Annotated in this window: 23 protein-coding genes and 1 pseudogene; 7 read left to right on the top strand and 17 right to left on the bottom strand. The window is 59.5% G+C overall.

Going from position 1 to position 23615, the window contains the following annotated elements:
* Positions 1-158 precede the first annotated feature (158 nt).
* Entirely contained in the window at positions 159-716 is a 558-nt protein-coding gene (locus tag VO84_RS13270; RefSeq protein ID WP_058188084.1) for a hypothetical protein, read from the top strand.
* A gap of 10 nt (positions 717-726) precedes the next feature.
* Here VO84_RS13270 and VO84_RS13265 read toward each other — a convergent pair whose 3' ends face one another.
* Entirely contained in the window at positions 727-1815 is a 1089-nt protein-coding gene (locus VO84_RS13265; protein WP_058188083.1) for a cell envelope integrity protein TolA, read from the bottom strand.
* 186 nt (positions 1816-2001) lie between these two features.
* Between VO84_RS13265 and VO84_RS13260 the strand changes: the two genes are divergently transcribed.
* Positions 2002-2625, top strand: coding sequence for a YqaA family protein (locus tag VO84_RS13260; RefSeq protein ID WP_058188082.1), 624 nt, complete (start codon positions 2002-2004; stop codon positions 2623-2625).
* On the opposite strand, the gene VO84_RS13255 is transcribed toward VO84_RS13260, so the two are convergent.
* The 3 genes from VO84_RS13255 to VO84_RS13245 are packed head-to-tail and all read right to left on the bottom strand — an operon-like array spanning position 2609 to position 4901.
* Positions 2609-3130, bottom strand: a complete 522-nt coding sequence (locus VO84_RS13255) for a Uma2 family endonuclease (RefSeq protein WP_058188081.1) — start codon at positions 3128-3130, stop codon at positions 2609-2611. The two genes, VO84_RS13260 and VO84_RS13255, sit on opposite strands and share 17 nt — an antisense overlap.
* A 44-nt stretch (positions 3131-3174) precedes the next feature.
* Positions 3175-3777, bottom strand: coding sequence for a DUF6580 family putative transport protein (locus VO84_RS13250; RefSeq protein ID WP_231737920.1), 603 nt, complete (start codon positions 3775-3777; stop codon positions 3175-3177).
* Positions 3778-3815: 38 nt separating this feature from the next.
* Complete coding sequence (locus VO84_RS13245; protein ID WP_058188080.1) at positions 3816-4901, bottom strand: metal-dependent hydrolase; 1086 nt, start codon at positions 4899-4901, stop codon at positions 3816-3818.
* Positions 4902-4950: 49 nt separating this feature from the next.
* On the opposite strand from VO84_RS13245, the gene ligA reads away from it, so the two are divergent.
* The gene (gene ligA / locus VO84_RS13240) at positions 4951-6999 is read left to right on the top strand and encodes an NAD-dependent DNA ligase LigA (RefSeq protein WP_058188079.1); all 2049 of its coding nucleotides are present in this window, start codon (positions 4951-4953) and stop codon (positions 6997-6999) included.
* On the opposite strand, the gene VO84_RS13235 is transcribed toward ligA, so the two are convergent.
* From VO84_RS13235 to rpmI, 12 genes and pseudogenes are all read right to left on the bottom strand, one after another.
* Positions 7000-7515 carry a hypothetical protein gene (locus VO84_RS13235; protein ID WP_058188078.1) on the bottom strand — a complete coding sequence of 172 codons (516 nt, stop codon included), beginning with the start codon at positions 7513-7515 and terminating at the stop codon, positions 7000-7002. It abuts the gene before it with no gap.
* 210 nt (positions 7516-7725) lie between these two features.
* A complete protein-coding gene (locus tag VO84_RS13230; protein ID WP_082661956.1) occupies positions 7726-8751 on the bottom strand; it encodes a VWA domain-containing protein in 1026 nt (341 codons plus the stop codon).
* A 16-nt stretch (positions 8752-8767) separates the two neighbouring features.
* The gene (locus tag VO84_RS13225) at positions 8768-9838 is read right to left on the bottom strand and encodes an RluA family pseudouridine synthase (RefSeq protein WP_058188077.1); all 1071 of its coding nucleotides are present in this window, start codon (positions 9836-9838) and stop codon (positions 8768-8770) included.
* Positions 9831-10622 (bottom strand): prolipoprotein diacylglyceryl transferase family protein, encoded by a 792-nt coding sequence (locus tag VO84_RS13220; RefSeq protein ID WP_058188076.1) that lies wholly within the window; start codon positions 10620-10622, stop codon positions 9831-9833. Before VO84_RS13220 ends, VO84_RS13225 begins: the two co-directional genes overlap by 8 nt.
* A gap of 367 nt (positions 10623-10989) precedes the next feature.
* Positions 10990-11399, bottom strand: a pseudogene (locus VO84_RS13215) (TlpA family protein disulfide reductase).
* A 755-nt stretch (positions 11400-12154) separates the two neighbouring features.
* Positions 12155-12478 carry a cell division protein ZapA gene (locus VO84_RS13205; RefSeq protein WP_058188073.1) on the bottom strand — a complete coding sequence of 108 codons (324 nt, stop codon included), beginning with the start codon at positions 12476-12478 and terminating at the stop codon, positions 12155-12157.
* 6 nt (positions 12479-12484) lie between these two features.
* Positions 12485-12883, bottom strand: coding sequence for a hypothetical protein (locus tag VO84_RS13200; protein ID WP_058188072.1), 399 nt, complete (start codon positions 12881-12883; stop codon positions 12485-12487).
* A 183-nt stretch (positions 12884-13066) separates the two neighbouring features.
* Positions 13067-15172: a phenylalanine--tRNA ligase subunit beta gene (gene pheT / locus VO84_RS13195; RefSeq protein WP_058188071.1), complete on the bottom strand. Its 2106-nt coding sequence runs from the start codon at positions 15170-15172 to the stop codon at positions 13067-13069.
* A 32-nt stretch (positions 15173-15204) separates the two neighbouring features.
* Positions 15205-15615 (bottom strand): four helix bundle protein, encoded by a 411-nt coding sequence (locus VO84_RS13190; protein WP_058188070.1) that lies wholly within the window; start codon positions 15613-15615, stop codon positions 15205-15207.
* A 42-nt stretch (positions 15616-15657) separates the two neighbouring features.
* Positions 15658-16761, bottom strand: coding sequence for a phenylalanine--tRNA ligase subunit alpha (gene pheS / locus VO84_RS13185; protein ID WP_058188763.1), 1104 nt, complete (start codon positions 16759-16761; stop codon positions 15658-15660).
* 119 nt (positions 16762-16880) lie between these two features.
* A complete protein-coding gene (gene rplT, locus VO84_RS13180; protein ID WP_058188069.1) occupies positions 16881-17252 on the bottom strand; it encodes a 50S ribosomal protein L20 in 372 nt (123 codons plus the stop codon).
* Positions 17253-17420: 168 nt separating this feature from the next.
* The gene (gene rpmI / locus VO84_RS13175) at positions 17421-17618 is read right to left on the bottom strand and encodes a 50S ribosomal protein L35 (protein WP_058188068.1); all 198 of its coding nucleotides are present in this window, start codon (positions 17616-17618) and stop codon (positions 17421-17423) included.
* Positions 17619-17774: 156 nt separating this feature from the next.
* On the opposite strand from rpmI, the gene VO84_RS13170 reads away from it, so the two are divergent.
* Positions 17775-18557 (top strand): DUF429 domain-containing protein, encoded by a 783-nt coding sequence (locus VO84_RS13170; RefSeq protein ID WP_058188067.1) that lies wholly within the window; start codon positions 17775-17777, stop codon positions 18555-18557.
* 9 nt (positions 18558-18566) lie between these two features.
* Here VO84_RS13170 and VO84_RS13165 read toward each other — a convergent pair whose 3' ends face one another.
* Positions 18567-19334, bottom strand: a complete 768-nt coding sequence (locus VO84_RS13165; RefSeq protein ID WP_082661953.1) for a FadR/GntR family transcriptional regulator — start codon at positions 19332-19334, stop codon at positions 18567-18569.
* 285 nt (positions 19335-19619) lie between these two features.
* Between VO84_RS13165 and uxaC the strand changes: the two genes are divergently transcribed.
* The 3 genes from uxaC to VO84_RS13150 are packed head-to-tail and all read left to right on the top strand — an operon-like array spanning position 19620 to position 23611.
* Complete coding sequence (gene uxaC / locus VO84_RS13160; RefSeq protein WP_058188066.1) at positions 19620-21011, top strand: glucuronate isomerase; 1392 nt, start codon at positions 19620-19622, stop codon at positions 21009-21011.
* A gap of 15 nt (positions 21012-21026) precedes the next feature.
* Entirely contained in the window at positions 21027-22346 is a 1320-nt protein-coding gene (locus VO84_RS13155) for an MFS transporter (protein ID WP_058188065.1), read from the top strand.
* Complete coding sequence (locus VO84_RS13150; RefSeq protein ID WP_058188064.1) at positions 22343-23611, top strand: nickel-dependent lactate racemase family protein; 1269 nt, start codon at positions 22343-22345, stop codon at positions 23609-23611. Before VO84_RS13155 ends, VO84_RS13150 begins: the two co-directional genes overlap by 4 nt.
* The last annotated feature ends 4 nt before the right edge of the window (positions 23612-23615 follow it).

Raw genomic sequence — 23615 nt, 5'->3', positions numbered from 1 at the left:
ATTTCCAAGCATGACTATTCTTTCGGCTCAATTTCCAGCGCAAACAGTTTATCGCCCAAGCACTTTTACCCTCCGTTTGCGATAGCCCAGATCTTACACGGAAGGGGATTATAAGATTTCGGAGAATTCGGCGAATTCACGGCTACACTAGCTCAACCATGGTAATCCTGCTTGCTTTTGCGCCGTTCCTTGTCTTCGCCATTGTGAACAGGCTGGCCGGGTCGGAGATTGGCCTGGCTGCAGCTGCAGCCACTTCGGCCGTTTTACTTTTGCGAGATATGCTCGCTCCCAATCGCTCTCCCAAGATTCTTGAGATAGGCACGTTCGTGCTGTTTTGCGGCCTGGCTTTGTACGGATGGTTCGGACATCCTGCCTGGACGGTGATCGGCGTCCGCGTCCGCGTTGACGCCGGCTTGCTCGTAATCGTTCTTGTTTCGATGCTGGTTCGCCGGCCCTTTACTCTGCAATATGCCCGGGAAAGGGTAGCTCGGGAGCACTGGAATAGTTCGGAGTTTATTCGCGTGAATTATGTTATTTCGAGTGCCTGGGCGCTGGCGTTCGCTGTGATGGTGATCGCCGAACTGGCTCTGCTGTACGTTCCCAACTTTCCCAACGCGGTCGGGATCGCCGCAATCGTCATTGCGCTTGTGGGTGCAATCAAATTTACGCGCTGGTATCCGGAACACATAAGGAGTCGGCAACTCCAGCAACAGTGACTGCCGATTCTCACTGCTTCTGGTTGTACATAAACACCGCTCGCAGCTCCAGGAACGGTCCGTGGAACTCGCGCGGCAGCGGCGGATAGCTGGAGCCGCGGATGGCGCCCCAGGCGGCACGATCCAGACCTGTATCGCCGGAGCGGCCGTCAAGGGTCATGTCCGTAACCTGGCCATTGGGTAGCACCTTGAAGCGGATCACGACTATGCCGGCCTTGAGGATGGGCGGGTTAACCTCATCGGGAATCAGCGGGTCCCAAGTGCGCTCTGTTTCGCGGTGCCAGCGGATAATCCAATTGCTGAAGTCGACGCCCTGCGTGTCAGAAAGCACTTGCACGCCGCCAGAGCCCGCGCCGGGATGTGCGGCCATGCCGCTGCCGCCATTGCCGGGAAGCTGGCCTGCGTTGTAGCTGCCTTTTTGCGCCGCGCCGCGCATGGCCTGGTTCAGCTGGTCAGCGGGATTCTGCGAGCCAAGCTGGAAGGCCTTTGCCGGCACAGAGGAGGGTCGCGGAGCCTCAGCCGCGGGCTGCGGAGCCACAGGCGCAGGCTGGGGTTGCGGCAGAACGGGCTGATCGATCTTGGCCTGCTGCGGCGGCAACTGCGGCTCAGGCTGCGGAACCGGAGGCTTGGGCTTGGCGGCTTCCTCGCGCTGCAGCGTGTCGAGCGTTTTACGGTCGATCTGCGGCTTGGGCGTAACTGGCTTGATGGCTACCTTGGGCTGATACTTTTGCACCAAATCCGGCGGTAAATCAAGATACTTCAGGTCTTTGCGTTCCTTGATGGCAGCAAACGGGTCGATAACAGCCGGCTGCCTTAAAACGTAGCGCGGAATCCAGGTGAGAGCGGAGATCAGCAGAATGTGAAAAAGAATAGCCCAGAGAATGCCTTCGCGGAGGCGCGCCCAGCGGCGCTCGTCCTCCATCCCGGAGATCACTTCCAGCAGCTCGTGGGTCTCGTAATCAACCCAGCGCGAGGTGCTGCGACCGCCGGAACTACCTGTGGATGGCTCGTTCTGATCCGAGGAGGGCGGCAGCTCCGGCTCGCCAGGCGGAGTTGCGCCCGGGGTGTTGCTGCTGGTTGGCACTACGGATGTGGGCATTCGCGGGGCAAAGAGTCCGCCGCTCGCTCAGGGTGCGCGGCGCGGCTCCGGCTGGGTTCCTTTCTTCCTATTCTCTCATTGTGGCCGTGTGAGGGAAAGCACAGACCACGACGGCGGCCCGGGAAGACGCGCAACGTACAATGTACCTTGTCTTATTGACGGTTTGGCGCGCTGAAAGGGAACGGTTTGAAGCAATTTTTTGTCCACCTGCTGAGCAAATGGAATCTCATCCTCCTGCCCGCAATTGTGAAGCTTGGCTTCTGGGGAGCCTTCGCAATCTCCGCTGTGGATGCCTCGACGATTCCTGTGCCGATGGACGCGATTCTCGCAGTTTGGGTGTGGAACGACAAGCCGAATTGCTGGCTCTATGTTCTGCTGGCGTCCGCAGGCTCGGCAATTGGCGGGCTGCTGCCCTATGGGCTTGGACGCGCCGGTGGGGAGCTCTTTCTGCTGAAACGAGTGAACCGCCAGCGGTTTGAGCAGATGCGCGACCGCTTTGCGCGCCAGGAATTCTGGGCCATGGCGATTCCCTCAATGCTGCCGCCGCCTACGCCGTGGAAGGCCTTCGCCTTTGCAGCCGGAGTCTTTGAGATGCGCGTACCGCTGTACCTGCTGGCAGTATTTGTAGGCCGCATCGTTCGCTGGGGACTGCTCTCCGTGCTGGTGCTGAAGCTAGGGCCGGATGCGGTGAACGTTGTGGCTCATCACGGACCGCTTGTAGCTGCGGTTTTTGCGCTATTGGTGGTGGCTGGCGGAATTGCATGGTGGATGAAACGCAAGCGTGCGGCTACTACTAATCCAGCAGCTTAATGATCTCAGCCAGATCGAAGCGGCACTTGCTTCCCGGAAGATCGAAAGCTGTTTCTGTAAGCGGCTCAAGCGCCCCGGCCCGGAAGCGGAAGTGCTTACCATCGGGGTCCAGCACGAGAATCGTCTGGATGCCCATCTGCTCGTAGTCGGCAAGCTTGGTCATCATGCGCGTCACCGAGTCTTCTGGCGAGAGAACCTCGAAGACTGCGATGGGAGGACGCGTAACCACCTGTTCGACGGGAAGACTGCGGTCGAGGACAGTGACATCGGGAATACGAAAGTTTGTTTTCCGAACCCTGATACGCAGTTCAGGGCGTACGCGAATGTCCCATTCCTTTGCGTGCTGGGCAAACCACATCTCAAGCGCGTGTTGCCAGGAAGAATGATCGTACTGTCCCACCGAACGCTCCTCTATCACGCCGTCCACGTACTCTGCGTCCGGCTCATAGGAGGAGCGGAGATAGACTTCGAGCGGCACAAAGGGAAGCTGAGCGGCAGCGGCCATGGAACGATCCTCCTTGCGAGGATTTTAGAGCAAAACCAGAGCGATCAGCGCGATATCGGAGCAACCTGCGCCGCAGAGTTACGACGCATCAGCGCGGGAACTCCGAAGGCAAGGCCTGCGACGATAGCCGTCGAGATCAGATCGGTTTCGTAGCCATGGAAGGCAAGCGCCGCGACATAGCAGTCGCCCAGTCCAGCCAACGTGTGGGCATACATATCGCTGCCAATCCAGACCGCGAAGTTTGAAACCAGGAAGAACGATGTAGGTCCAAGCACAACAGCCGAAACCAGGCGTGCCACGGTGGTCTTATCGTGCAGCAGAATGCGTCCCAGCACCATCGCTGCCGCGTACCAGAGCCATGTGAGGACGTAGCCCGCTGTGTGGAAGTCGTAGCGATAGACAAACGCCGTCAGCACATAATCGGTAGCCATGAACGCGGCCATGGGCACCAGCATCTCCCGCCAGGAGCGCCGCGCGCCGAAGTAGAGCAGCGATCCACCCACGGCAGTGAAGTTAAACAACGGCGCGTGGGGAATGAAACGGCTCAGCACGGCAACAATCAGCAGAAGATAAGCAGGCATGGGTACCTCGATGGCGTTCAGGTTCTCCGCTTCCAGCATCGCAGGCGAAGAACGGTCTACTTTCATTCTGCGGCGTCGAGGCAGCAAGGTCAACCGTAGAAACCCTATTTCTGCTCCTTTGAACCCATTCCTTCGGCCGCTTCCTCGTGGCCGTCCACGATGTACACCCATCCGTTAAGGCCAGCCGGAGGTCGGCGGCTGTCTCCTGGGAGGAAAGCGTAGGAAAATCGCAGATCGCTGAATTCAACCGTCGTCCAGGTGCGATCGGGGGGAAGTTTCGGCGGGTCGATTCCAGGAACCGGGGACTGCCCGAGATCGCGCACGACGGACCATGTAGACCAGTCGAGATAAACCTGCCCGAGGGATGTGCGTTTGGCGACTTCGACGGCGGGAGTCCATTCAGGCTTGTAGAGAATGTCCGCATTCGAATCACTCTCAACGGTACCGGTAAGAGTATTGACCTCGGCGGTCCGATAATAAGCCGGCGTTTCGAGAATCGCATGCCAGCGCCACGGGTTGATCGGATAAGGCTCAAGCGCGATGCGAACCACTGGCGCGGTGACCACCTGCGTGTGACCGAGCAGCGTACGCGCCTGCGCCTGCTCAAACCAGCGCCAGCTCCAGAGCGCAACCATCCCGGCTAGCGCAAAGATGGCCCAGCCGCGCCCGCGGAAGCGCTGCTTGCGCGCGCCGATCTCTCGGTCCGCCGCACCGAAGATCAAGGGCAGAATGAGCGCCAGCGCAAAGAGCGCCCACAGGATCGGCTCCGCGATAAAAACAATGTCGCCCGAATACCAGCGTGAGTTGAATGGAAAAAACGGACGCACTCCGTAGTTGTTCGTCCAGTCCAGCAGAATGTGGCTGAGAGCCGCGATCAGAGCCGTAACGTAGAGCCACGCCCACTGAATCGGCTGGTCTCCAGACTGGGAGGAGGGACGGCGCTTTCGCGCAAGATGCAGCAGCGCCACCGCGCCCACAACAACCGCCGCGACCACCGGCGCGCCGATGAGCGTATGCGTAATGCCGCGATGATGTTTGAGCTCTTCAACCGGCCCGCGCAGGCCCCAGAGGACGTCAAGATCCGCGGCCTCAGCGGCCAGCACAGCAGCCAGCGTGGCGTAAGCCGTCTTGCGGTTCAGCCCGGCGCGGCCAATGCAGGCTCCGGCGAGAAAGTGCGTGATGGGTTCCATACGTCTGCCGACAATCTTACCTTGCGTGCGGCCTCTTATAATCCTGCCCATGAGCGGGAAAGAGCGAGCACAACATAACGATGTGAAACGAATAGAGGAACTGCGCGCCGATCTGCGCCATCACGAGCACCTGTACCACGTGCTCGACGCGCCTGAGATCAGCGACGCCGAGTACGACAAGCGCATGAATGAGCTAAAGAAGCTCGAAGCCGCGCATCCGGAGCTGATCACGCCGGACTCACCGACGCAGCGAGTGGGAGGCAAACCCGCAGAGGGCTTTGTGAAGGCGGCGCACTCGCGGCCCATGCTGAGCCTGGACAACGCCTACAACGAAGAAGAGCTACGCGACTGGGACCGTCGCGTGCATGAGCTGGCTGGAAGTCTTCCCGTGGAGTACACGGCGGAGCTGAAGCTGGATGGCCTGAGCGTGGCTCTGCACTACGAGCCAGCAGGGGACGGCGGTGCGCGCCTGGCACTTGGCCTGACGCGCGGCGACGGACAAATCGGCGAGGACGTAACAACAAACATCCGCACCATCCGCAGCGTGCCCCTTAGTATCCCGAAAAAACTCCTCCAAAAGCTCCGCCTGCCGCAGGCATTTGAGGTGCGCGGTGAAGTGGTGATGCCTGAAAAGGGTTTTGAGCTGCTGAACAAGGAGCGCGAAGCGCAGGGCCTGCCGCCGGCAGTGAATCCGCGCAATGCAGCGGCTGGAACGCTGCGCACGCTCGATCCAAACATTGTCGCGGCACGCCGCCTGGTCTTCTTCGCATACTTTCTGCTGACCGATGGCGAATATCTGGCCACAGGACAGAACGCCACGCTCGACGCGCTTACGGCGCTGGGCTTCCGTGTGAATCCGCACCGCGAAAAGATGCACGACGTGGAAGCCATGCTGCGATTTATCGCGTCCACGGAGCAGCAGCGAGCCACCCTGGGCTATGAGATCGATGGCGTAGTCATCAAGGTGGATTCGCACGCAACGCAACTGCGCCTGGGCTACACAGGCCGCGCGCCACGCTGGGCCATCGCGTATAAGTTTGCCGCTCAACAGGCAGTCACACAGCTTGAGGACATCATGATCACGGTGGGGCGCAGCGGCAAGCTCACGCCGACGGCGATGCTGACGCCGGTGTTTGTGGGCGGCGTCACAGTGAGCCGCGCCACTCTGCACAATGCCGATTTCATTGAGCGCATGGGCCTCGTCATCGGCGACTGGGTGCGCATCGAACGCAGCGGCGATGTAATCCCCAAGGTCGTAGAGGTGATCGAAGACGCGCAGCATCCGCGCGGGAAACTCCGTTTCTCTTTCCCTTCGGACTGTCCTGAGTGTCATAACCCTGTGGTGCGAGAAGAAGATGAAGCAGACTGGCGCTGTGTGAATGCTGACTGCCCGGCAAAGATACGCGAGACGCTGCTGCACTTTGGCGCGCGCGATGTGATGAACATTGAGGGCCTTGGTGAAGCGGTCGTATCGCAGCTCCTCGATCGCGGCCTGGTGCATCACGTGGCCGATCTCTACACGCTAACGGAAGAGCAGCTTGTCGGCCTCGAACGCTTCGGGGAGAAATCGGCGCGCACACTGCTTGCTGAGATCGAGCGATCGAAAAAGGCCGGTCTGGCGCGCGTCGTGATGGGCCTCGGCATCCGCTTCGTCGGCGAGCGCACCGCCCAACAACTCGCTGACGAATTCGGTTCGATCGACGCGCTGATGGCGGCGAGCGCAGAAGAGCTGGAGCGAGTTGAGGAGGTTGGACCGCGCATTTCGGAGGCGATTCTCGACTTCTTTGCTCTGCCTGCGAATGTGAAGCTTGTCGAAAGCCTCAATGCTGCCAGCGTCGACATGACAGCGGAGAAAAAGCAACGCTCCGCCGAACTTGCCGGACTCACTTTTGTGCTCACCGGCACGCTTCCTACACTGAGCCGCGACGACGCAAAGCAGAAGATTGAAGCCGCCGGCGGAAAGGTCTCAGGCTCGGTCAGCAAAAAGACGAGCTACATTGTAGCGGGCGAAGAGGCCGGTTCGAAGCTGGACAAGGCGCATGAACTGAAGATTCCTGTGCTGGACGAAGCCGGACTGCTGGAGATGCTCAAAAAGTAATTATCTGCCGAAGGATTCCCGCTTGCGCTCGCGTTCCCACGCGCTGCTGCGCCACTGATGCGAGATATATTTCGACGTCTCAGCTGCCGGCGGTATGGGAGATTCCGGCGTGCGCGTAGCCCGCATCTCGCTTACATCGGCGGGCGTAGGAATGAGCCGCGCCGAAGAGCCATATTCATCCCCGTACTCATCTCCGTATTCACCCTTACATGCAGCAGATTGAAGTGCTGCAGGCGGCACCGCTGGCGCTACCTGCGGAACGGATTGCGGCTCAAGCGAAGCCTGCTCCGCGGCAGCCATCTCGCGGTCTTCTGCAATGGCCTGTGCCATGAACTCATCCACCAGCTTATGCAGGCATGTCTGGCCGCAGAGATGACGAGAACCGGCGCGCTTGCAGTAACGCGATTTCCAGCCGCCAATGCGAAGCTCTCCTGCGTGCTCGTAAGCCACAAACCAGTGATTGGTCTGCTTCTTCTCGGCTCCGCATATATCGCATGAAATGGCCAGTCGGATCACTCGAACCGTCTCCTCACAACGCGGCCGGAGTCGCGTCGTTCTCCATTTATCGTTCGGGCGTCATGAAACGCGAGCGTCAGCAAAGGCGCGGCAACTCTGACGCCAATTCGGGAACAAATGGAGCGTTCGCTTCCCAAAACAAAAACGCCCGCCGCAGAGTTGTCCAAGTGGACCTTATCCGGGCGGGCGTTGCGATTCCATGCAGACACACTACGGCGTAGCGAAGTAGCCCTTCTTGGCGCGTACCTGGTATCGGCGGTCGTTGCAATAGAGATAGATGGTTCGGAAAGCGCCATCCAGTTTGAAATCCGCCGGCGTATACGTCAGCAGGTACTGGCTGCGCAGCTCGGCCTGAATATCCTTGAAGCTGGCGGACATCTCCTCCACCGAAGGCGGAAAGAAGACCTGGCCGCCGGTAGCCGTGGCCATATCCGCCAGGACTTTATCGCCTCTGCCGCGGCTCGGTGTCCAGTTGGTGCTGATCGCGTAGATGATCGTCTCCGCGCGTTGGCACATCTTGATGGCTTCATCCTCATGCACGCGGCTCTGGTTATCGTCGCCGTCGGTAATCAGAATCATGGCCTTGCGAACCGGCTCCACGCCGCGCTGTGAGAGCAGCTTGTCACGGCAGGCGGTATAAACAGCGTCGAACATCGCCGTTCCGCCGCCGGGACGCAGGCGGTTAATGCCGGTTTCCAGGCCATCCAGGTTGTTGGTCCAGTCCTGCGTAATATTCGGCGTCACATCAAAGCCCATTACAAAGGCCTTGTCGTTCTGCGGCTTGAGCGTAGAAAGCAGAAACTCCACCGCCGACTGCTGCTCGAATTGGAAGCGTGTGCGGATCGAAGTACTGGCATCAATCACAATGCCCACACGCATGGGCAGGTTGGTCTGCTGCCGGAAGGACGTCACCTTGGCCGGAGCCTTCTGATCATCGAGCAGCGCAAAGTCGCTCTGCTGCAGGTTGGAAACGTAGCGCCCGTGCCTGTCCGTAACGGTAAAGATGAGGCTGACTTCGTTTACGCCGACGCGCAATACCTGATCGGCGTCCGAAGGGGCTGGAGCTTGATTCTGAGCGGGCGGCTGGGCCGGAGGCTGCTGTTGCGCCGGTGGCGTTGGCGGAGCGGTTTGCTGCGCGGCAAGCGACAGAAAAGCAGAGACGGCAAGCACAGCGCAAGCTGCGGCACGGACCAGCCGGTGGCGTGCCGGCGCTGAATCAGGAAACTTTACGATCATGTCGTTCTTAATTCTATCAATCCACTCTGTCCCGGTTCGTGTCCGGGCTCGATCCCTGGGCCGCTTCCAGGCTGGCCAGAAAATCAGTGAGCTCAGGCGGCAGGGGTGCTTTTAGATGGACTGGCTTGCCCGTGATGGGGTGAGCAAACTCCAGCTCGGCGGCATGCAGAAAGTTACGCTCGAGTTTCAGCCGCTCGGCAGGCCTGTTTCGCCGCGCCGCCCGAGAGGTCACCACATTCGAGGCCACCTGGTCGGTCAGATGACCTGATGCGCTGTAGAGTGTGTCGCCCACCACGGGATGCCCAATGGACGCCATGTGCACGCGAATCTGATGCGTGCGGCCGGTCTCGATGCGAACCTCGACCAGCGTGAACTTGCCAAAACGCGTGGCAATACGGCGCAGCACCGTGTAATGCGAAACGGCCGAGCGCGCCTGGCCATCTTCGGCGTCAGCGGCGATCCGCGTAGTCATGCGCGTGCGGCGAGCAGGGTCACGGGCAATGGCCGCGTTAATGGTGCCGCGCTCACGCTCCACCGCACCCTGCACCAGCGCGATGTAGGTTTTCTTCATCTCGCGCGCAGAAAATTTCTTGGCCAGCGCGGCGTGCGTGCGGTCGTTCTTGGCGACGACAATCAGGCCGCTGGTCTCCTTGTCGAGCCGGTGCACAATGCCGGGGCGCAGATCACCGCCGGTCGCAGAGAGCTTCTGAAAGCGATGCAGCAGCGCATTCACCAGGGTGCCTTTATTACGCTCATCGTCATTCGCTCCGGACCCGGCGTGCACCATCATGCCGGCGGGCTTATCAATCACGGCAAGATTGGTGTCCTCGTAAACAACGCTCAGCGGAATATCCTCCGGCGTGGCTTTGAGTGGCACTGGACGCGGCTCGCCGGAAATCTCGATCCGCTCGCCGCCACGCAGCTTAAGCGAGGCCTTTGGTACATCCTCATCGACGCGCACGCCGCCCTGGTCCAGCAGCAGCTGCACGCGAGAACGGCTTACGCCGTCGAGTTGCGAGGCGAGAAATGCATCCAGCCGCTGGCCTGCAGCCTCTGCCGGGACGACGATCGTTTGTATCTCAGGCATAGCTTGCCTCTTTCCTGCGGCGCTCGAGCAGCAACAGCGCACCTGCTAAAACCAGTATGACCGCTGCGATCTGCGGGCCATCCAGCGCCCCATGCAAAACCGCACCGCGGCCCTCCCAGTCACGCCAGAACTCAGTGACAAAGAGAACTACACCGCCGCCCAGCAGTCCGATGCCTGCGGCATCTCCCGCCCTGCGCCGCATAAACACAACTGCCGCAAGCCCCATTGCCAGCGTGAGCATGCCGAAAGCCGCGTACGCCTGCACCGGATGTACGGCAACGCCCAGCGGAGCGCCGCTCCAGCGCGCGGTAAGCGGGCTTGTGTACGTTACAGCCCACGGAACCGATGCGGGCATGCCATAACCAGAACCGGCCAGCAGCGCGCCCACCTGCTCAAAAGCAAGTGCCAACGCAACCGGCGCAGCCAGCACATCCGCAGTGATGAGCAAAGGCAGCTTCATTCTCCGCGTATAGATCCACGCGGCCAGCAGGCCGGCCAACGCGCCCGCACCCGCCAGCAGCGGATTGTGAATCATGGCCAGGCCCAGCATCCACATGGGATGCACGAGCAGATCGCGCCAGTTAAACGCGATAAGCAGCAGCCGCGCGGCAATGAGCGCGGCGCAAAGCGCAAGAATAGAAAGATTCCACACGTGCTGAGGAGCGATGCCCACAATCGCCGCCAGCCGCTGCGCCAGTAGAAGCGCGAGCAGCACGCCTATGGCAGCAATCGCGCCATAGCTCGGAATATAAACAGCGCCGATGTGGAAGAGAACCGGATGCACAGGTGTCAGAATACGTTATTCAACACAGTTGCATCCGGCTCGCGATGAGTAGAAGCCGACCCACTGGGCCGTGCACGATGCGCTGGTGAACCCGTCCTAAGACGGTGGAGCTCTCCGCGGTTCATTAGGCATTCCGGACTGGCGGACACTGCACACAAAACCGATTGTCGAGTCGAGCCCCTGTTCAATGAATGTTGGTTCATCCAGCGTTGACCGAACACCTGCTTCGCAGGCCGGTTTCTAATGCGGATAGTAGGGCTGTTGGCTGAGAATTGCAAGTCTTGTGCGGCGCGGCGCATTGTGCTAGGCCAATTTTGGGAATCCTTCCGACGCACGCGGAAGGGCACAAAACCGAGCCAATCTGCCCCTAATTTGTTTCTGTCCGCGGCTTCAGCGCTACTGCATCGGAGCTCTTGCGACTGTTCAGCTCAGCAGCGCGCGCAATCATTTTCTTCAGCTTGCCTTCAATGTCCGCCTCGCCCACGTGCTGATCTTCCAGCACTCCATCCGCATCAATCGAAAACGTCGCCGGAATAGCATGAATGCCGAATAACGTGGCGATTTTTCCGTCCATTCCTGCGTCACGATACTGCGGCCAGGTCATTTGGTTCTTAGCCACAAAGTCGCGCCACTTCGCATCGTCCGTGTCCACGCTGATGCTCAGCACAACAAGCGGCTGCTCGCTGAACTTCTCTGCAATCTTCTTGATACGCGGCAGCGCCCGCACCACGTAGCCCAGAAGTCAATCAACACTACCTTCCCGGCCAGGCCGTCCATCGTGACCGGTTTGCCGTCCAGCGTAACAAGCGAGAAAGGAGGAGCCATGGTAGACCGCGCCAGGTTGATGTTCTCCATGTAGCGCGAGACACGGTCATGAAGAGCAACACTCACCTTATCCTGGTTGCTCTTGTCAAGATCGAGATACGTGGAGAACTCCTGCTTCGCAGCATCATCCTGTTTCAGATGCGCAAGCGAAACACCAAGCGCATAGTGAGCGAGCGGAGTCTTCGGCGCGGTATTGATCACCGATTTAAACTCGCCGCAGCTCTCCTCAAAGCACTTATCCTTCTTTTCGTCCAGCCCCTGCTTCTGCAGTGCAGTTCCCAACTGATAATGCGCCATCGCCTGCTCAGTGGACGTGGATACCCCGGCAAGCTTCTCCCGTGCAATGTCGGCAGCGTCCTTGTACGCGCCAATTTCGAGAGCAAGTGAATAGGCGCGCTGCAGGCACTCAGTGCAATGGCCGCCATCCTGCTGGTTTGCTTTGCGGAAATCACCAATAGCCTGCGAGTAAGCACGTTGCTTCTGCCAGTTCAGCGCGCCCTGATATGTCTTGACAGCTTTGGGATTGGTCGGCTCACCCGGTTTGGGAGCCTGCTGCGAACTCAGTGTATGCAGATGGAAAGAAAATGCGAAAAACGCCAGGCTAAAGGCGCAACTCAGGCGAGATAAAGTGCGAAGCGCACGAATCATGACAGCTACTCTTGCTCCAGAATTCAGGATGGCAGCAGTGTAGCTCGGAATGAAGAAATTTACGAGCCGGTTTTGCGCTCTGCCGGAATCTGCTCTTCAACGAGCACTTCATCCAGCAGCCCGCGCAGCGCGGCGGCCCGTACGTGGCCCAGCTTGGCGCCGTCGTTGCTCTTCTGCATCAGTGAGAGCTCGTCGGCCAGATTCAGCGCGGCCAGCACAGCCACGCGAAGCGAGTCCACGGTGCGGCCCTGCGCAGCCACTGCGCGCATCTTCGCATCCACCTCCGCGGCCAGCGCGCGAATGTGCTCCGCATCGTGGCCGAAGAGATGGTAGGTCTGGTCGTAAATCTCAACCGTTACGTAATTGGAGTGGGGATTCTCCATATTGCCTTAAATCTCCAGTGCGTCTAATTGCGAGAGCAACCGCTCCACGCGCTGACGAACATGATCGCGCTCGGCCCGCAGCGTCTTCACCTCGCCCTGCAACTGATCCACCTGCGCCAGGTGTTCGGTAAGATGCGTTTCGTGCTGATTCAGTTTCTCTGCATGCTCGGCCAGCTTGGCTTCCATCTGCTGGGCCTGCTCTTCAGCAGCCACGCGCGCCACACGCTCGCGCTTCACCAGGTTTACGGCACGCAGCACCCGCTCTTCGAGAGCTGCAAACTCATCCACGCTCAGCGCCAGCGCCTCAGGGTGCGTGGCTTCCTGGCCACGCTCCTGAACTTCTTCAGTAACTTCGGATTCGGCAACTTCGGGAAACATCTCGGACTCGACCGTAACTTCCGACATGGCGAAAACCCTCCACTCACGGGCAATAACATTTTCAGAGATTGTCAATCCCGAATCCGCCATGCTAAGTCGACGCGACCATCAAGGGGCAGCGACCTTGAACAACGTTTGAGACGGCACGGTTTCTCTGAAAATGCCGTTATTTCTGTATGAGTATAGACCGCGAGTAGAGCGCACTCGGAGTTAGGAACGCAGGCGCGCACCAGCCTTGCCAACTGCCTGAACCACTTTGGTCTGCCACTCCTGCAATTCCTCATCCCGGAGTGTGCGGTCCCCCGCCTGAAAGGTCACTCCCAACAACAGCGCGTACTCATTTGCGCCCAGTTTGGGATCGCGGAAGAGCTCGCGCGGACGCCACTCCACCAGTTCCGGAATAGCCAGCGAAGAAATTGCGGCATCGATCTTTTCCCACACAACGCTCTGGTCCAGGACCAGCGAAAAATCACGCCGCACCGGCTGGAAGCGCGAAACCTCCCGCGCAGCAGGTTTACGTACCGGCAATCTGTAAAGCCGATCCAGATAAATTTCGCCGACAAGCACTGTGTCCTTAAGTTTGCGTGCGGCTGCTTCTTTGGGATGCAGTTGACCGAACCAGCCCACGGTAACTCCATCAGCGGCAATGCGCGCCGAACGATACGGATGGAGCCACGCCGGAGTTAGGGCAGTTTCTGCCGGGAAGCGGTCGAAGTAAACCGAATCCATCTCGAAACGTGAGAGAACCTGCTCCACCACGCCTTTGATGTCGTGGAAATCGATTGCGCGAGGTGTATGCAGCGCGGATTGCTCCGGCAGCGCACCAGCAGCTCCAAAGGCAAGCGCAGGCCGCTCTTCTACCTTTTCAGTGGTCCCGCTGAAGACCGTGCCCAACTCAAAAAGACGCACATCGCTCACATCGCGGTGCAGATTGCCCGCAATCATGCTTAGCATTCCAGGCACCAGCGACGGCCGCAGCACACCAGCCTCTTCACTGAGTGGATTGCCCAGCGGAACAACCAGCCCCGGCTGCGGCGCGGTCAGCGCAGCATCTGCCGCCGAACAGAAGGTGCTGCCAATCGCCTCGTGGAATCCCGCTCCGCGCAGCGTCTCATGCACGGCAGCCTCAGCCGCAGCCCACGGCAGAGCTTTCACACCCTCGCCAAATGCGGGCAGCGTGTTGGCAAAGCGGTTGTAGCCATAAACGCGCGCCACTTCTTCAATAAGATCGATCTCGCGCGCTATGTCCAGCCGCCAACTCGGCAAGGTCACCTGCCATGCAGTATCCTGCTGCGGCGCGAGTTTACAGCCCAACGCGCTCAGAACCTTTTCGACAGTCTTCGCGGTAATACCTTCTTTGTCGAGTGTTGTTCCCAGGATGCGCTGCACCTCGCTCAGCGCCAGCGCGATCGGCTTACGCTGCGCGGTCTTCTCTTCGATCGCAGCCACACGAACATCCACAAACTCGCCTTCGATGTGCCCACCACTGGCGAGAAGAATACTCGTCACAATCGCCGAAGCCACTGGCCCGGCATTGAAATCCGCACCGCGCTCAAAGCGATGGCTCGCGTCCGTATGCAGCCCATGCCGCCGCGCCATACGCCGCACCGCGATGGGATCGAACCACGCCGCTTCGACGAGCACATTCTTCGTCTCCGGCGTAATCATCGTGTCCCATCCACCCATCACGCCTGCAAGTCCAAGCGGCTTCACATGATCGGCAACGATGAGATCTTCCGCCTCAAGCATGCGCTCCACGCCGTCCAGCGTCTTGAGCTTTTCACCCTTGCGCGCGCGGCGCACCACAATGCCGCCTTCAATCTTGTCGAGATCGAAGGCGTGCGTCGGCTGCCCCATCAATAGCCATGCGAAATTCGTCGCATCCACAGCGCTCGAAATCTTCTTCTGCTCCAGCAGGCCGAAGTACGTCGCCACCTCCGCGCCCGCAAACCAGTCCTTCGTCTCGCTGACATCGATGCCACGCAGCACGCGCGCGGTAAACCGTCCGCAAACGTCCTCGGCCTCAATCTTCACGTCGAAGTCCTTGGCGGACGGCTGACCCTTTGGAAGTTCGAATACGAGCGGCTGCAGCGTCAGCCCGTAAATAGCCGCCGCCTCGCGCGCCACGCCGTAGTGGTTCATCGCGTCCACGCGGTTGGTCGTAATGTCCATCTCGTACAGCGAGCCGTTGCCCGCGCCAAGATCGTACACGCCTTCGACTGCAATCCCGCGCAGAGTCAAATCTTCCGCGAGCTGCGTGTCGTCAACAAGCAGCCCCGGCAGGTAAGCTTGCAGCCATTTCGTCAATATCTTCATCGGTTCAATTGCTCTCTTCGCAAGTTGGCGCGCTACGCGCGTGGCGAGTTCGCAGGTTCGCGCGCGCCAGTTTCTTCAGCATCCGTTTCAAGCACACCCAGAAGTCCATTTATCAGTTTGGCGACACGAGAACCAATATCCAGCAGTTCTTCACTGAAAGAACTTTCAAAATAACCAAGGCTGGCCGCCAGCTCAATTTGCGTCTGCAACTCGTTAATGGCCGCACGAGCTGCCCCGAGTCCTTTCCGCATTTCAGAATCGTTCAGGCGTCCATGTGCTCCTGCAATATGGCTCGCAACTCCCACAGCTGACTGGCGCAGTTGCATCTTTAATCCGAAGGTCTCAGATTTAGGAAATTCCTCCGTCCGCGCATAAATAAACCGGGCCAGTTCCATAGCCTTCTGCCAGGCAATCAAATCGCGATAATGTCTCGTTCTGCTCATCGCCAACCTGCCAACTCGCCACGCGCGCAGCGCGCCAACCCGCTAAACAAACTGACTCAAGAACCTCATATCGCCGGCATAGAATTGTCCAATTTCACTAACTCCATATTTCATCATTGCGATACGTTCCACTCCCATTCCAAACGCGAAGCCCGAAATCTTCTTCGGATCGTAAGCAGGCTGCTTCTCCGCCGCAAAGGCAAAGACCGCAGGGTCCACCATGCCGCAGCCCAGCAGCTCAATCCAGCCCGAGTTCTTGCACTTGCGGCAGCCCTTGCCCCCGCAGAAAATGCAACTGATCTGCACATCCGCGCTCGGCTCCGTAAAGGGAAAGAACGAAGGAAAGAAGCGCGTCTTCACACTCGAACCAAACAAAGCCTTCATCGCATGGTCCAGCGTTCCCTTCAAATCGCTGAAAGTGATGTTCGTATCCACGCACAGCCCTTCCACCTGGTGGAAGATCGGCGAGTGCGTCGCATCCGCCGCATCATTGCGGTGCACCTTGCCGGGAATCACGATCCGCACCGGCGGCGGCTGCTGCTCCATTGTCCTCATTTGCACGGGACTGGTATGCGTCCGCAGCAAAAGCCTATCGCGAAGCGAACGACGCTCCTGGTTGGCAATGACAAGCGTGTCCTGCGTATCGCGCGCCGGATGCCCCGGCGGAAAGTTCATGCTCTCGAAGTTGTAGAAGTCGGTCTCGACCTCCGGCCCGACGCCGACCGAAAAACCCAGCCCGGCAAAGACACTGACAATTTCATTCAGCGTCTTCGTAATCGGGTGCTCGGCTCCTGTGAGCCGCTGCGTTCCAGGTAGCGTAATGTCGATAGCCTCAGCAGCCAGCGCAGCATCGCTGGGCCCTGCTCCCAACGCCTGCTCCAGCAACCCATCCACCGTAGCTTTGAGCGCATTAAAGCGCTGGCCAAGCAGCTTCTTGGCCTCCGGCGGCGCAGCCTTCAGCCACAAGCCGGAAACATCATTCAGCCGCCCCTGCTTGCGGCCCAGCCATTCCAGGCGAAATGCTTCAACGGCCTCAGGGCCATCCATCGCAGCAGCTGACTCGCGCGCTTGCTTCTCAAGCGCAGCAAAGGCTTTATCGAGTGAGGCTTCGTCAAAAGCCTCTAAAGTAGGAATCGGTTCGTTCATCATGCGTAAGTCTCAGAATACTTCACGGATGGACATTGAAAGGATGGCGGACGTAGACCTGTGGGCAAAGGAAAAGGCCCCGCGATGCGGGGCCTTTTGTGGCTTACTGGCTCGCTCGCTTAGGCGGCTGCTTGGCTGGCCAGAGCGGCTTTCGCCTGCTCCACCAGCTTGGTAAAGCCTGCAGCGTCCTTGACTGCGATATCGGACAGAATCTTGCGGTCGAGCTCGACGCCGGCCTTCTTGAGGCCGTTGATGAACTGCGAGTAGCTGATGGCGTTGAGCTTGGCGGCGGCCGAGATGCGGACAATCCAGAGCGAGCGGAACTGGCGCTTCTTCTGGCGGCGGCCGGTATAGGCAAACTTCAGGCCGCGCTCCACGGCTTCCTGGGCTGCCTGGTAGAGCTTCGATTTCGTGAGGAAGTAACCGCTTGCGCGCTTAAGAATCTTTTTGCGGCGGTCGCTGCGCTTTGTACTGCGTTTTACGCGAGGCATTGCTATGTTCTCCGTTTGTGTTGCATGTGGGTTACGCGGCTGGAGGCAGGATGTGCCTCTTCACTCGCTCATTCATCCTGAACTCTACACTCCGTTGCGCTCCCAAAAGGAATACGGCACGAAGTGCGGGGCCTTGCCACTCAAGGCCCTGTAAGCTTTCGCTTACTATCAGGCGTAGGGAATCATGCGCGCGACCTTCTTGTAATCGCCATCGGAAACAAGCACGCTCTTACCGAGCTTGCGCTTGACCTTCGGCGATTTCGACGTAAGGATGTGCCGCACCTTCGTCTGGTTCCGCTTGATTTTGCCGGTACCAGTCTTGCTGAAGCGCTTGGCCGCGCCCGTATGAGTCTTCAACTTGGGCATTTTCTTCTCGTTTTTGGACGGACTTCATATCCATCCAATAGCTGCCTCCCACGGAGGGAAATCCGGCGGAAGGCGCACCAAATCAGTATAACCCAGCTTTAATCTTCGCGCTACAGGCTTGTAGAGCGCACCTCCATGCTCGATGCTGGATAGGCCATGTCCATCCTGTCCGTCGATCTCGCCTACCGCCGCTGGTCCGATCTGGGAATCGCAATTCTGAACCAGACTATAGGCGAAAATGGGCTGCCCGCGCCGATCGACTGCGAGCTAATCTCGTGGGACGGCTCCGATCTCGACGAGCCTCATCCCGGCCCAGTCCACGCCGAAATCCTCGCCGGCCGCCTCAACTACCTCGCCAACGTCCGCGGCATCCGCGTTCTGCTGCTCGATGGCCCCCAGGCCTGGAAGTCCGAAAGCAATGGCTGCGCCCATGCGCGTCTCAGCGAGCGCCAACTCAACTGTGCCGCCAAAACCGGCCTTCCCGGCATGGTCAAGCCTGCCACCTATCGCACCTTTGCCGAGTTCTGTGTGGACCTTTACGACGCCCTCTGCCGCCGCGGATGGAAACGGCTTACCACACAAGAACGCCCCGGTGACATCCCGGAACGCGTATTGGTCGAAAGCTATCCTCACGCGGCATGGCGTTCGCTCGGCATCCAGCCGCTGCCGTCCAAGCGCCGCGCCCGCGTCAGCGATCTAGCGGCCAGCTTTGCCGCGCTCCAGACGCTCGTTCCGCTTACCGTAAACCGCCCGCCAAACCACGATCAGCTCCAGGCGATTGTGGGCGGATTGCCCGGCCTGGCTCTCGAATCCCAGGACCCCACAGGCGCGCGTTTTGTGGGCGAGCCGCCGCGCCGCGAAGACGGTCACTGGCGCGAGGGCTTTATCGTTCTCCCGCTGCCGCCGCGGCGCACAGGAAACCTGAATTGGCTGCGTTAGGCAGGATCGTTAGAGAGCGCTCTGGCTTTCGTCGGCAGAGCCGTTCTTTTCCCCGCTCGTGGGGCCGCGCTTGCCAACCGGCCGTTCCAGCCCCTGCGCCTCCTGGGCCATGCGCAGGTGCTGTTCCATCAATCTGCGCGCCTCGGCGGGTTTGCGTGTACGAATAGCCCGGTAAATCTCGCGGTGCATCCCCGCCGATTCCCGCAAATCAATCGACCGCTCCACGGTTTTTCGCCGGCTGTCATACATGGACGATACGATGGTTTCCATGATGGCGGCCAGGATCGGGTTGCCCGATGCCTGCGCGATGATCCGATGGAAGGCGACATCGTGAATCAGATATTCAGTGGGGTTATCCACGGAGGCAAACATTTCGGCCACTTCCTCGGCCAGCGCGGCCTGGTGCTCATCCCTGCTGCGTTCGGCGGCCAGCGCGGCCAGCCCGGTCTCGAGCAGTATGCGCGTCTCAAACATCTGCCAGGATTGAAACCCGTGCAGCGCGCCGATGAAGCTCAGGGAATCCTGCCCGAAATCCGGCGGTCCATCCGCAACAAAGGTGCCCACTCCGTGCCTGATCTTCATCACGCCCAGCGCGGCCAGATAGCCAATGCCCGTGCGCAGGCTTGCACGGCTGATCAGCAGCGTCCGCGCCAGGTCTCGCTCCGGCGGAATCTTGTCGCCCGGCTTGAGCGTTCCGTTTTCGATCATGGCGCGCACGTGGTTGACCACTTGCATTGTGCGGTGCGATTCTTGCTGGTCCGGTTTCGCTCTGGCCATAGACGGAAATTGCTCTCGGAAACACTCAATACTCTGCAGATCAAGTCGAGAGTACCACTAAATGAACGCACAACCGAATCATTTTCTTGCTGCACGCTCAAATTACCAGTCGGCCATGTATACTGTGGTCTGACCACTTAAAGAAAAATCAGAGATGCGATAATCCGAAGTCAGAATATTCAAATTGAGGCGGCCAGCATGGAGCGGCGGTCTTACGCGATACTCAATCGGACGCATTCTCTCTGGTTTTGCTATTGAAGCGTGCGGCTACGGAGCAACAACGACATGCTCATCCATCCAGATCGACTCTTTCCCGCCGACCCCGACACGCGCAAGCTGGCCCGTTCGCTCTATCAACATATTGTCGAGATGCCCATCATCAGCCCGCATGGCCACACGCAGGCATCCTGGTTTGCGCACAACCTGCCCTTCCCTGATCCAGCCAAGCTCTTTGTGCAGCCGGACCACTACGTCTATCGCATGCTCTATAGCCAGGGCATCTCCATGGACGATCTCGAGATTGGCAAGCCGGAGATTGAAAACCCGCGCGGCGTCTGGAAGATCTTTGCCAACAATTATTGGCTCTTCCGTGGCACGCCAACAGCCATGTGGCTCGATTACGAGTTTCAGGAGCTCTTCGGCCTCTCCGAGCCGCTCAGCGAGAAGACCGCCGATCTTTACTTCGACACCATCGCGGAGAAGCTCAGCACGCCGGCGTTTCTGCCCCGCGCGCTTTATGAGCGCTTCCGTATGGAAGTACTCGCCACCACCGACTCCCCTCTCGACTCGCTCGCCGATCACAAGGCGCTGCGCAACTCCGGCTGGAAAGGCCGCGTGATTCCCGCCTTCCGGCCCGACACAGTCGTGGACCCCGATTTTGCCGGGTTCGCCGAGCGCGTGGCTCAACTTGGCACGCAGACGCACGAAAACACGGAGACCTGGATCGGCTATTTGAATGCGCTGCGCCTTTCACGTGCGCGCTTCCGCTCATTAGGAGCGACGGCTACGGATCACGGCCACCCGACCGCACTTACCGCCGATCTCAATCCATCAGAAGCCGCAGCGCTCTATGAAAAAGTCCGCACCGGCAAGAGCAGCCCAGCCGACAACGAACTCTTCCGCGCACAGATGCTTACCGAAATGGCCGGCATGAGCGTGGAGGACGGTCTGGTGATGCAAATTCATCCCGGCTCCGTTCGCAATCACAATCGTTCGGTATACGAACGATATGGCCGCGACGCCGGCGCAGATATCCCGCAGGCCGTCAATTACGTCAACGCATTGCGTCCCCTTCTCGACCGCTACGGCAACGAGCGCAGGCTCACCCTCATTCTCTTCACGCTGGATGAAACCACCTACAGCCGCGAGCTTGCGCCGCTGGCAGGCCATTATCCCTGCCTGCGTCTCGGCCCGCCATGGTGGTTTAATGACAGCCCTGAAGGCATGATGCGCTTCCGCGAGCAGGCCACCGAGACCGCGGGCTTCTACAACACCGTCGGTTTCAATGACGACACACGGGCCTTTCTCTCCATCCCCGCGCGGCATGACGTGGCGCGGCGGACTGACTGCTCGTTCCTTGCCAGGATGGTCGTCGAACACCGCCTGCGCGAAGACGAAGCCTATGAAGTAGCGCGCGATCTGACATACACGCTGGTCAAGAAAGCATACAAACTGTAATCCTCGGAGACGCCCATGAATATCACATCAGAGCAGTCTCCGCAGAAAGAACTAGCCCCCGGCGCGCGCATCGGCAAAGTCCGCTGGACTATCTGCGCCATGCTCTTCGCCGCCACCTCCATTAACTACATGGACCGGCAGGTTCTCTCACTGCTCAAGCCCACGCTGATGCACGCCCCGGCGCTTGGCGGCATCGGCATGACGGAAGTCGGTTACGGCTACATCATGGCCGCCTTCCAGGTCTCGTACGCGATAGGCCTGCTCGCTGCAGGCCGCTTTGTGGACAAGGTCGGCACCCGCATCGGCTACATGGCCATCATGGCCGTCTGGAGCCTTTCGGCCATGGGCCACGCATTGGTCAACTCGATGTTCCAGTTCGGAATTGCCCGCGTCTGTCTTGGCCTTGGTGAGTCCGGCAACTTCCCCGCCGCCATCAAGACCGTAGCCGAATGGTTTCCACAGCGCGAGCGATCGCTCGCCACGGGCATCTTCAACTCCGGCGCAAACATGGGCGCTATCCTTGCTCCGGCTATCGTTCCGTGGGTTGCATTGCACTACAGTTGGCACGCGGCTTTTCTGGTGACCGGAGTCTTCAGCGCCGCCTGGATTGGTCTCTGGTACAGCAAATACCGCAAGCCCCAGGATCACCCCACGCTTACCGGCGCGGAGTTGCGCTTCATCTATGAAGAAGCCGCCGCAAAGATGGGCCCGTCGGTCCCGTGGATGCGCCTGCTCGGCTATCGCCAGACATGGGCCTTCGCTATCGGTAAAGGTCTCACCGATCCCATCTGGTGGTTCTTCCTCTTCTGGCTGCCGGATTTCTTCAGCAAGAAGTACGGCCTTGACCTGAAGCATGTGGGCCTGCCGCTGATCGTGGTTTACACCGCATCTTCCATCGGAAGCATCGGCGGCGGATGGCTACCGATGCCACTCCGCAAATTCGGCCTCTCCGCCGTGGCTGCGCGGCTTACAGCCATGTTCATCTGCGCTTGTGCCGTGACGCCCATCTTCATCGTCAACTCGCTCAATTCTGAATGGGCCACCATCGGGCTGCTTAGCCTGGCCACTGCAGCGCATCAGGGATGGTCGGCCAACATCTATACGACCGCCAGCGATATGTTTCCAAAGAGCGCAGTGGGCTCGGTGACGGGCATTGGCGGCATGGCAGGCTCGGCCTGCGGTTCGCTCTTCGCCATCTTCGTTGGTTATGTCCTGCAGCTGACTCATAGCAACTACACCGTTCTCTTCGGCATCGCAGCCAGCGCCTACCTGGTCGCGTTCGCGTTCCTGAACCTGCTCGCTCCTGGCTTGCGTAAAGCGGAGTTTGCCGCATGAGTTTGTACTGCGCCATTGGATCTCCGGAAACAACGCTCGACTCCGAGCGCCTGAACGCTCTGCTCATCGAAACACTCAGCAAGCTAGGCCAGCGCAACAACGTGCTCGTCATACCGCCCGATCAGACTCGCGCGCACTCCCGCGCCGGCGACCTCACACGCTTCGCATGGCAACATTACGGCGACAAGCTCAAAGCAATTCTCCCCGCACTCGGCACACACGCGCCCATGAGTGACGGTCAGCTTGCATACATGTTCGGTGCCATCCCGCTCAATCTCTTCCACGTACACAACTGGCGCACCGACATCGAAACACTCGGCGAAGTCCCCGCAGAATACATCCATCAGCAATCCGAAGACTTGCTCAATTACGCATGGCCCGCGCAGGTCAACAAGCTCATCTCGCGCGGCGGCTTCGATCTCATTCTCTCCATCGGCCAGGTCGTGCCGCATGAAGTCATCGGCATGGCCAACTACAACAAGAATGTTCTCGTCGGCACAGGCGGCCGTGAAGGCATCAACCGCAGCCATTATCTCGGTGCGGTCTATGGCATGGAGCGCATCCTCGGCCGCGCGGACAATCCCGTCCGCAACGTGCTCAACTACGCCTCCGATCATTTCCTGAAGCATCTTCCTATCGTCTACGTGCACACCGTCGTCCGTCGCACTGGAACAGGCGAGCTCGCCGTCTGCGGCCTCTTCATCGGCGACGATATCGAGTGCTTTCACAAAGCCGCCGAGCTCAGCCTCAAGGTCAACTTCGAAATCGTCCCTGAGCCACTCAAAAAAGCCGTCGTCTATCTCGACCCGCATGAATTCCACTCCACATGGCTCGGCAACAAGGCCGTCTACCGCACGCGCATGGCGCTAGCCGATGACGCTGAGCTCATCATCCTCGCCCCCGGCGTCAAAGAATTCGGCGAGGACAAAATCATCGACCAACTCATCCGCAAATACGGCTATCGCGGCACGCCCGCCACACTGCGCGCCGTCGAATCCGACCCCGAGCTGGCCAACGATCTCAGCGCCGCCGCGCACCTCATTCACGGCTCGTCGGAAGGCCGCTTCCGCATCACCTGGTGCCCCGGCCACCTCAACAAAGACGAAGTAGAAGGCGTGGGCTACGGATACGGAGAGCTCGCCTCCATGCTCGATCGCTACAACCCGCAGACACTCGCTCACGGCGTAAATCAAGTCGGCGGAGAAGAGATATTTTTTATTGCCAATCCGGGCCTGGGCCTGTGGGCGCACCAAAGCCGCTTATAAATCC

It is taken from the genome of Occallatibacter gabretensis, from assembly GCF_001449115.1.
In the GTDB taxonomy this organism is placed as follows: Bacteria; Acidobacteriota; Terriglobia; order Terriglobales; family Acidobacteriaceae; genus Telmatobacter; species Telmatobacter gabretensis.
Note: the sequence above shows the minus strand (reverse complement) of the source record. Positions and strands in the feature narration are given on the sequence as shown.

Coding starts and splice junctions, on each gene's coding strand:
- VO84_RS13270 (WP_058188084.1), top strand. CDS start 159: ATGGTAATCCTGCTTGCTTTTGCGCCGTTCCTTGTCTTCGCCATTGTG.
- VO84_RS13265 (WP_058188083.1), bottom strand. CDS start 1,815: ATGCCCACATCCGTAGTGCCAACCAGCAGCAACACCCCGGGCGCAACT.
- VO84_RS13255 (WP_058188081.1), bottom strand. CDS start 3,130: ATGGCCGCTGCCGCTCAGCTTCCCTTTGTGCCGCTCGAAGTCTATCTC.
- VO84_RS13250 (WP_231737920.1), bottom strand. CDS start 3,777: ATGAAAGTAGACCGTTCTTCGCCTGCGATGCTGGAAGCGGAGAACCTG.
- VO84_RS13245 (WP_058188080.1), bottom strand. CDS start 4,901: ATGGAACCCATCACGCACTTTCTCGCCGGAGCCTGCATTGGCCGCGCC.
- ligA (WP_058188079.1), top strand. CDS start 4,951: ATGAGCGGGAAAGAGCGAGCACAACATAACGATGTGAAACGAATAGAG.
- VO84_RS13230 (WP_082661956.1), bottom strand. CDS start 8,751: ATGATCGTAAAGTTTCCTGATTCAGCGCCGGCACGCCACCGGCTGGTC.
- VO84_RS13225 (WP_058188077.1), bottom strand. CDS start 9,838: ATGCCTGAGATACAAACGATCGTCGTCCCGGCAGAGGCTGCAGGCCAG.
- VO84_RS13205 (WP_058188073.1), bottom strand. CDS start 12,478: ATGGAGAATCCCCACTCCAATTACGTAACGGTTGAGATTTACGACCAG.
- VO84_RS13200 (WP_058188072.1), bottom strand. CDS start 12,883: ATGTCGGAAGTTACGGTCGAGTCCGAGATGTTTCCCGAAGTTGCCGAA.
- pheT (WP_058188071.1), bottom strand. CDS start 15,172: ATGAAGATATTGACGAAATGGCTGCAAGCTTACCTGCCGGGGCTGCTT.
- VO84_RS13190 (WP_058188070.1), bottom strand. CDS start 15,615: ATGAGCAGAACGAGACATTATCGCGATTTGATTGCCTGGCAGAAGGCT.
- pheS (WP_058188763.1), bottom strand. CDS start 16,761: ATGAACGAACCGATTCCTACTTTAGAGGCTTTTGACGAAGCCTCACTC.
- rplT (WP_058188069.1), bottom strand. CDS start 17,252: ATGCCTCGCGTAAAACGCAGTACAAAGCGCAGCGACCGCCGCAAAAAG.
- rpmI (WP_058188068.1), bottom strand. CDS start 17,618: ATGCCCAAGTTGAAGACTCATACGGGCGCGGCCAAGCGCTTCAGCAAG.
- VO84_RS13170 (WP_058188067.1), top strand. CDS start 17,775: ATGTCCATCCTGTCCGTCGATCTCGCCTACCGCCGCTGGTCCGATCTG.
- VO84_RS13165 (WP_082661953.1), bottom strand. CDS start 19,334: ATGGCCAGAGCGAAACCGGACCAGCAAGAATCGCACCGCACAATGCAA.
- uxaC (WP_058188066.1), top strand. CDS start 19,620: ATGCTCATCCATCCAGATCGACTCTTTCCCGCCGACCCCGACACGCGC.
- VO84_RS13155 (WP_058188065.1), top strand. CDS start 21,027: ATGAATATCACATCAGAGCAGTCTCCGCAGAAAGAACTAGCCCCCGGC.
- VO84_RS13150 (WP_058188064.1), top strand. CDS start 22,343: ATGAGTTTGTACTGCGCCATTGGATCTCCGGAAACAACGCTCGACTCC.